This is a genomic window from Streptomyces sp. NPDC057638 (genome assembly GCF_042800315.1).
Classification (GTDB): Bacteria; Actinomycetota; Actinomycetes; order Streptomycetales; family Streptomycetaceae; genus Streptomyces.
Window position 1 is genome coordinate 22,731 of the sequence record NZ_JBHVHF010000063.1, and the last position, 8,688, is coordinate 31,418.

The 8,688-nt window shown below is 72.8% G+C and carries 5 protein-coding genes; 3 read left to right on the forward strand and 2 right to left on the reverse strand.

Translation table 11 applies throughout. The features are described 5' to 3' along the window. Window positions 1-2: 2 nt before the first annotated feature. Window positions 3-1,466, forward strand: a complete 1,464-nt coding sequence (locus ACFVIM_RS12145) for a methylmalonyl-CoA mutase family protein (RefSeq protein WP_384300598.1) — start codon at window positions 3-5, stop codon at window positions 1,464-1,466. Between the two features lie 123 nt (window positions 1,467-1,589). Next, window positions 1,590-3,437, forward strand: coding sequence for an asparagine synthase (glutamine-hydrolyzing) (asnB, locus tag ACFVIM_RS12150; RefSeq protein ID WP_384300599.1), 1,848 nt, complete (start codon window positions 1,590-1,592; stop codon window positions 3,435-3,437). Window positions 3,438-3,638: 201 nt separating this feature from the next. Here asnB and ACFVIM_RS12155 read toward each other — a convergent pair whose 3' ends face one another. Both ACFVIM_RS12155 and ACFVIM_RS12160 read right to left on the reverse strand, forming a co-directional pair. After that, window positions 3,639-4,100, reverse strand: coding sequence for a hypothetical protein (locus tag ACFVIM_RS12155; protein ID WP_384300600.1), 462 nt, complete (start codon window positions 4,098-4,100; stop codon window positions 3,639-3,641). A gap of 67 nt (window positions 4,101-4,167) precedes the next feature. After that, the gene (locus ACFVIM_RS12160; RefSeq protein WP_384300601.1) at window positions 4,168-6,462 is read right to left on the reverse strand and encodes an ATP-binding protein; all 2,295 of its coding nucleotides are present in this window, start codon (window positions 6,460-6,462) and stop codon (window positions 4,168-4,170) included. Between the two features lie 570 nt (window positions 6,463-7,032). Between ACFVIM_RS12160 and ACFVIM_RS12165 the strand changes: the two genes are divergently transcribed. Continuing rightward, the gene (locus ACFVIM_RS12165) at window positions 7,033-8,349 is read left to right on the forward strand and encodes a peptidase (protein ID WP_384300602.1); all 1,317 of its coding nucleotides are present in this window, start codon (window positions 7,033-7,035) and stop codon (window positions 8,347-8,349) included. The last annotated feature ends 339 nt before the right edge of the window (window positions 8,350-8,688 follow it).

An 8,688-nucleotide genomic window follows, 5' to 3' on the forward strand; every position in this document is an offset into this window, starting at 1 on the left:
CCGTGGCCGCACCGGGACAGTTCCCCTACGACGCGGGTATCCACCCGACCGGATACACCAGCAAACCGTGGACCATCCGCCAGCTCGCCGGACTGGGCGACCCGGACGACACCAACGCCCGCTTCCGCTACCTCATGGAGCAGGGCGAGACGGGCCTGTCGCTGGCGTTCGACCTGCCCACCCAGATGGGCCTGGACCCGGACCATGTGCTGGCCGAGGCCGAGGTCGGCCGGTGCGGGGTGTCGATCGCCACCGTCGACGACCTGGCGGCGGTCTTCGAGGGCATCCCGCTGGACCAGGTGTCCGTCTCCATGACCATCAACGCCACCGCGCCCGTCCTCCTGGCGATGTGGATCGTGGTCGCCGAGGAGACGGGCGTCGACCCGGCCGCCCTGCGCGGCACCCTGCAGAACGAGATGCTCAAGGAGTACCTGGCCCGCAAGGCGTATGTCTTCGACCTCGACCAGAGCTTCCGCTTCTCGCTCGATGTGATCGAGCACTGCGTCCAGCACCTGCCGAAGGTCAACCCCATCTCCATCTCCGGCGGCCACGCCCGCGAGGCGGGCGCCGACCGGCCCCTGGAAGTGGCGCTCGGCATCGCCAACGCGGAGCAGTACGCCCGGGGCATGATCGACCGCGGCTACACCGTCGACGAGGTCGCCCCCCAGTTCAGCTTCATCTACGGCGCCCATCTGGAGATCCTCGCCGAGGCCGCCAAGTACCGGGCGGCGCGCCGGCTCTACGCCCGCCGCATGGTGGAGCTGTTCCAGGCCGAGAACCCCCGCTCCCAGCGGATGCGGATCCAGGTGAACACCTTCGGCTCCGCGCTGGCCGCCACCGAACCGCTCAACAACATCGCCCGCACCACGGTCCAGGCCATCGCGGCGGTCCTCGGCGGGGTGCAGTCCCTGCATGTCTGCGGATTCGACGAGGCGCTCCAGACCCCCGGCCGGCTCGCCGCCCGGGTCGGTCTGCGGGTCCAGCAGATCCTGCTGGAGGAGACCGACCTCGCCCGGTACGTCGATGTGCTGGGCGGCTCCGCCACCATCGAGGCCCTCGTGGACGACATCGAACGCGAGGCCCTCGGCTGGCTGGACCGGATCGAGGAGAAGGGCGGCCTGATGGCGAGCCTGCGCACCGGCTGGCTGGAGCGGGAGATCGAGGACATGGCCTACCGCTACGACGGCCTCAAAGTGGGCATCGCGGACGCCGAACGCGACGACGAGGAACTCACCCTCGTCCAGGCCCAGCGGGCCAGCGGCGTGGTCCCCGGGCGCCGCCGCCCCTTCGCCCGCGTGGAGTGCCCCGCCGAGCTCAAACGCCTGCGGATCGTCGCCGAGGAGGGCGGCAACATCCTTCCCGCGCTGATCGAGGCGACCCGGGCCCGGGCCTCCCTGGGACAGATGTGCGCGGCGATAGCCGAGGGCATCGGCCAGGAGAAGAACCTGGGCACGCCCACCGGCTGACCGCGCTCCGCCCGACCCGGCCCATCTCCCACCGACGTTCCCTTCCACGCGGGGCCGTGCCGCTGACCCGCCCGGCACCATGCGTACCTTTCCCACTCATCACCACCGAGGAGTCACCCACCCATGTGCGGCATCGCAGGATTCATCGACTTCAGGCCCCCGGCCGTGGGCCGCGAGGAACTCATACGGACCATGACGGACACCCTCGTCCGGCGCGGTCCCGACGACGGACGGGTCTGGCTGGGTGAGTTCGCCGCTCTGGGCACCCGCCGGCTCTCCGTCATCGACCTCGGCGGCGGCGGCCAGCCCATGGTCCACCAGGAGCCCGGCTCGGCACCGGTCGCCCTCGCCTACACCGGCGAGGTCTTCAACCACCACGAGCTGCGCGCGGAACTCAGCTCCCGTGGCCATGTCTTCACCACCGACAGCGACACCGAGGTCGTGCTCCACGCCTATCTGGAATGGGGCGCCGACTGCGCGCGACGGCTGCTGGGCATGTTCGCCTTCGCCGTCTGGGACGGCCGCAGCCAGGAACTCTTCCTCATCCGGGACCGATTCGGCATCTACCCGCTGTACTACGCCGAGATCCCCGGCGGAATCGCCCTCGGCTCCGAGCTGAAGGCCCTGCTGGCGCACCCGGCCATCGAGCCCGAGGTCGGACTCGACGGACTGCGCGCCGTCGTCGGCTTCGTCAAGCCGCCGGAGTCCGGCGTCTACCGGGGCGTGCGGGAGATGGTGCCCGGCACCGTACTCCGCTTCCACCGCGGCGACACCCAGATCACCCGGTACTGGAGCCTGGCCGCCACACCGCACACCGACGACCTGGACACCACGGTGTCCACCGTCCGTGAGCTGCTGGAGGACTCGGTGCGACGCCAGGTCGTCTCCGACGTCCCCCTCGGCAGCTTCCTCTCCGGCGGTCTGGACTCCAGCGCCCTGGCCGCGCTCGCCCAGCGCGCCCTCGCCTCGAACGGCGAGAAACTGCGCACCTACTCCGTCGGCTTCGGCGGCGACGAGAACTTCACCGCCGACGACATCCGCACCACCGCCGACGGCCCCTTCGCCCGGCTGATGGCCCAGTACCTGGGCACCGCCCACACGACCGTGGAACTCCAGGGCCATGAACTGATGGCCCCCGAGGCCCGTATGGCCGTACTGCGCGCCCGTGACCTGCCCACCTCCCTGGGCGACCTCGACACCTCCCTCTACCTGCTCTGCGAGGCGTTCCGCAAGGACTGCACCGTCGCCCTCACCGGAGACGGCGCCGACGAACTCTTCGGCGGCTACGACTGGTTCCTCGACCCGGAGCTGCGCACGGTGCAGGGCCTGCCCTGGCTCGAATTCGCCCGCCGCAAGCTGGGCGCCCAGGGCACCCGTTACACCGCCCTCCTCGACCCGGAGCTGGTGCGCCGACTGGACTCCGACACCTACGAGCAGGACATCTACCGGACCGCGGTGGCCGAGATCGAGCCCCTGGAGGGCGAGAGCGCCACCGACCGGGACATCCGCCGGATGACCTACCTCAATCTGACCGGCTATCTGCGGATCATCCTCGACCGCAAGGACCGCATGGGCATGGCCGCCCACCTGGAGAGCCGGGTCCCCTTCCTGGACCACCGGCTGGTCGAGTACGTCTACAACGTCCCGTGGGAGTTCAAGTCCTTCGACGGACGGGAGAAGAGCCTGCTCCGCGCCGCCGTGCGCGATCTGGTACCCCCGTCGGTCCTCTACCGCAAGAAGGCCGGCTACCCGCCCACCCAGGACCCGGCCTACGGCGCCACCCTGCGCGCGGCACTCGCCAAGGTCGCCGACGACCCCGACTCCCCGATCCGCGACCTGCTCGACCTGAACGCCGTACGCGCCTTCCTCGACGGCGTCTCGGGAGCCGAACGCCTCGGCCGCGCCAGCGGCGAACTGGTCCTCCAGCTCAACGCCTGGCTCGACGAGTACCGCGTCCGCCTCGTCCTCTGACGGGCCCCGCCGGAGGGCGGTCGCGCACCACCACGTCATCCGACGCGCGGACCCGCTGAGCCCCCCTGACGTGGTGTCAGGGGGAGCTCTCGGTGGGCGGTCCCCGGGGCGGCGGGTCCGGGCCCGGGCACCCGGCCCCTGTTCCGGGGGAGCCGGGGCCGGGTGAGGGGAAGGGCGGGAGCCGAGGGGCGGGCTCGGGCCTCAGGGGCGTCCGGGGGTCCTCCTGGCGTGGTGTTCGGCGACGAAACCGGCCGCGATGGCCAGGCCCGCGCCGGTCAGGGCGGCGACGGCGACGCCCGGCGCGACATAGCCGGGGACATGGCCGGTGGTGTACGAGTCGCCGTCCCGCATCTCGCAGACGAAGCGGGGCGGGAGATAGCCGATCGTGTAGTCGACCACCCGCATCACCTCCTCGCGCCGGTCCGGCAGACGGCACGGGCGGATCGGCGCGGAGTCGGTGCCGCCGTCCTCCGCGTCCAGCACCGCGGATCCGAGGAACAGGAGCCCCCACGTGTAGAGCGCGGCCGCCGCCGCGCCCGCGAGCGCGGCCAGGCCCCGCAGGGCGGGCGGCAGCCCTCGCCGTCGGCGCAGGATCGTCAGGCCGAGCACGGCGAGCGTGAGGGCGAGTGCCGCGACGGCCGGGATCAGCAGGAGCAGTGCCATGGGGTCCGCCAGGGTGTCGTGTCGGGGCGCGTGGGGCCGCCGGGGTGGGCGGGCTGGTGGCTCTTCATCAGGGTGCGGTTGCGGAGGGGGTGTGGTCGAGGGCGCGGAGTTCGGCGGCGGCTTCGGTCTGGAGGGGGTGGTGGTGGGCGGTGAGGGTGTGGAGGGCGGCGGTGAGGACGGTGCGGGCCTCCGCGGGGCGGGCGAGATGGCGCAGGACGCGTCCGAGATCGAGCCGGACGGGTCCGTTCCAGGCCGGCAGGTCGAGCTTCCCGGCGAGGTCCTCCGCTTGACGCAGAGAGGCTTCGGCTTCCTGCCACCGCCCGAGGGCCGCGTAGTCGTTGCCGAGGTGCCACAGGATGAACGCCTGGTAGATGTCGAGGTTGTGGCGCGTCTGGCCCGGAATTCCCCGTCGGCAGAGTTCCATGCTGGTCAGGTGGTGTGCCAGGGCTTCGTCGGCGTGGCCATGTTCGCGCAGGGCCCAGCCGAGCTCGTTGAGGGCGGACAACTCGGCGAGTCTGCCCTGGGTGGTGGGGTTGTCGCGGTGGCAGTCGACGGCGTCACGGAGCCGCGCGACGGCCTCGTCCGTCCGGCCGAGGCGGTGCAGCGCTCCGGCGCCGTAGTGCAGGGCCCAGCCGGCCTGGAGCGGTTCGTCGCAGGCGCGAGCGAGCGTGAGTGCGCGGTCGGCGGCTTCGAGGGCGGCGCCGGCCTGGGCGCGGCTGTTGTGCGCCCAGGCCAGGTAGTTGAGCTGGGTGGCCTCCTCGCGTCGGCTGCCGAGGGCGCGGGCGGCGTCGGCGGCGTGCCGGAAGACGTCGACCCATTGGGGCCAGTGCTGGGTGAGGTCGGAGAACCAGTGCATCGCCTCGGCGGTGTCGATGGCCTGGCGGTGCCGTCCGGTGACACAGGCGTGGTGGAGGGCGGCGAGCCACTGGTCCCGTTCGGTCTCCAGCCAGGCGCGGGCCCGGTCGCGGCCCGCTGGGGCGGTCGCGGGGTCGGGGTCGCCCACCGGCGGGCCGTGCTGCTCGGCGTCGAAGTGGAGGGCCGCGGCCGTGGCGCGGGCCAGCATCCAGTCCGCGGTCCGGTCCAGGGCCGCCTCCCGGGCTGCCTCATCGTCCTCCGCCGTCGTCCGCTCGGCGGCGAACAGCCGCAGCAGGTCGTGGAACCGGTACCGCTCGACCGCCGGATCGGCCTGGAGGAGGCCGCCGTCGCAGAGTTCCTCCAAGCGGAGCCGGGCGTCCCGGAGGGGGATGTCGGCGAGGAGGGCGGCGGTCTCGGGGCTCACGCTGGTGCCCGCGGCGAGCGCGCCGCGCCGCAGCAGCCGCCGGGAGACGGTGTCGAGTCGCTGGTAGGAGAGGGCGAAGGCGGTGCGGACCTTGAGGTCGCCTGCCTGGAGCAGGTCGAGCCCGCGCTCCTCGTGGCCAAGGAGGGTGGCGAGTTTGGCCAGGGACTCCTCGGGGCGGACGGCGAGGCGCTGTCCGGCGATGCGCAGGGCGAGGGGAAGGCGTCCGCACCGGTCGGCGAGGTCACGGGCGGCCTGCGCCTCCCGCGCGACCCGCTCCGCGCCCACGATCCGGGTGAGGAGTTCGACGGCTTCCTCGCGGCGCAGCAGGGGGAGGTCCACGCGGTGGACGGCTTCGAGTCCGGCGAGGCTGTTGCGGCTGGTCACAATGGTGAGAGTGGTGCCGGTGGCGGGGAGGAGGGGGCGCAGCCGGGACTCGTCGGCGGCGTTGTCGAGGACGAGTAGGAGGCGGCGGGTGGCGGTGAGGGAGCGGAACAGCCGGACCCGTTCGTCCAGGCTCTGGGGCAGGGATCGCCCGGTCACGCCGAGGGCGGGCAGGAGACGGGCCAGCGCGTCCTGCGGCCCGAGAGGTTCGGGGTCCATCGCGCGCAGGTCGAGGTAGAGCTGTCCGTCGGGGAAGCGGGCCGCGAGGTGGTGGGCGGCGTGGACGGCGAACGCCGTCTTCCCCAGACCCGGGGTGCCCGCGACGACGGCCACGGGCGGATGGCCGGGCGCCGCGCTCTCGGCCAGGGCGGCGAGGGCCTGGAGGGCGGGGCCACGGGCCGTGAAGTCACGCGTGTCCCTGGGGAGGTCCAGGGACACGGCCGGTGCCGGGCCGGTGTGCGGCCGTCCCCGGGCGGCGGCCGCCTCCAGCAGCCGGGCCTCGTCCGGGTCCAGGCCCAGGGCGCGGGCCAGTGCCTTCACGGTCCCGTACTGCGGCCCCCGGGTCCGGCCGCGTTCCATGTCCGCCAGCGCCCGCACGCTCACCCCCGCCACGTGGGCGAGCCGCTCCTGGCTCAGCCCGGCGTCGGCGCGCAGGGCACGCAGCCGCTGCCCGAAGCCACCATCCGCGGTGGTCGTGGTCATGGTTCCCCCTCACGTGTCAGGCTCCTGGCGACACCGTGATCATCCGTCACTGACAGGGATGCCCGAACTTCCGCCGGGGTTCCGCCCGGGTTCTGCCGGTGTTCCGCGTGGTGACGGCGGTCCTCCCGGTGATCGAATGAGGGCCGGGCCCGAAGGCGTGCCACGTACCAGGGGTGCTGCATGGCGTGCCGCCGCCGGGGTTGCCGGGGGCTGTCGTCGGCGGAGAGACCCGCTGGCCGGTGACCACCACGGCAACGGATCGCCACCTCCGTGATGTCGCCGGGCAGCCGCCGCGTCGAGCCGCGCGCGGACCCCCGCTTCCCGGGGGTGTGTGACCTCGACGACCACGCGGTGTGGGTCGGCGGCGCGCTGACGACCAGGCTGGCTCCGTACGGCTGAGCACGGTCGGCGCGGGTCCCGTGGGCTGACACCGGTCCGCGGAATCCAGCGGGCGAGCAGCTGATTCCAGGATCCGGACGGTTCCCCCCCTCTTTACTTGGAGACGAGGAAATGTTGAGAGCAAGAACAGGTGTGTCCGTTCTGACGGCGGTCGCATGCGCGGGTGTCCTCATGGCACCGTCCCCCACCGCCGCGGCCCCGGCGCCGGACAGGTCCGCGACCGCGTCCGCCGGGGCCGTGACCGGCGACCGGGGGGCCGCGTTCTGGGCGAAGCAGGCCCGGGTCACCGATGTGGCCGGCCGGCTGGTCGCCGCGTCACGGAAGCAGGCGCGGCAGGGCGGCTACGCCGGTGTGATCACCAACCCGGAGAAGTCGGCCCTCACCCTGTACTGGAAGGGCACCGTCCCCGCGGCCGTGCGCCAGGCCACGACAAGCGACCGGCGGGTGAAGGTGACGGTGGCCCCGGCTCCGTACACCCGGCACCAGCTGACCGTCGCTCGCGACCGGGTGGTCGAGCGGCGGAGCGCACTCCCCGGGAAGCTCACGTCGGTCGGCCCCAGCCCGGACGGCGGGGGACTGCTCATCGGCATGGCCCCGGTAGGCGGCAAGGCCGTCGCCGCGCGGCAGTCCGCCGCGTTCGCGCGCGGCGTCACCGGGATCACCGGCGGCGTCAAGGTCACCCGGGTGGAGACCTCCTCCCCCGAGCTCTCGGTGGGCAAGGTCCCCGCCGGTCAGAACCCGGAATCCTTCGTCGGCCGCGCCGGCGGCAGGAGAGGCGCGCAGGCGTACGGTGGCGCGGGCTGGGTCTTCAACAACGGCCGGGAGTACTGCTCGACCGGGTTCGCCGCCCGCTACTGGCAGACCACGGCGTCCCGCATGGTCACCGCCGCGCACTGCGGCTCCCATGGAGCCAACGCCCACAGCCCGGAGTACCCCACCAACCGGCCCTTCGGCAGGGTGATGATCCAGCGCTTCAACCGGGACATGGGTCTGCTCTATGTGGCGAGCAACAGCGACCCGGGCTTCTTCAAGGGCTACATCTGGTGGGGCTCCTGGGTGGGGAACCCTTCCCACCAGCAGCTCAGAAAGGTCACAGGTGTCAACGGCAACTTCGTGGGCAACAAGGTCTGCTCGTCCGGAGCACCCACGGGCACCGTCTGTGACATCAGGATCGAGGCGCTCGACCAGACCATCCCGATCAGCACACCCAACGGCGCGCTCGTCCACCACGGCGTCAAGGTCCGCAACCGCAACCACTACCCCAACCACCGGTCCATACCGGTCTGGGGACAGGGCGACAGCGGCGGCCCCATCGTCCAGGAGGACGGAGCGGGCCATGTCCACGGCCTGGGAACCATCTCCGCCTCGGACTTGGCCTACCGCACCGACTGTCAGGGGCAGCCAGGCCGCAATTGCAGCAGCGTGGGCTGGTACGGAGCCCTCGACAGCTACAGCCAGTACGAGAACATCGACATCCTCCACGGGTAACACCCGGTCGGTGGACGACGTCCCGTGCGCCGACGCCTGACGCCTGGCCCCGTCGCCGTACCGGACGTGCTGTACGGAGGCGGCGGGGCGCGCGATTCCGACCGGGCGTGCCGTATCGGCGCAGGGGTGGACCTCGAGAGAAACCGGACGTGCTGTCGGAGACGCGGGCGGCCTGGGGGACCTGGGGGGACCGGAATGGCCGGGATGGAGGTCGGTGGCGGACGGGCGGGTGGGACACCGCGCTCCCACGGGGCGTCCGGGGCGGTCGGCCCGTCCGCCACCGGGTCTTGCGGGGCCGGACCACCGCGTGGGCGCACCCCCGGGCCCCCGGCCCGGGGG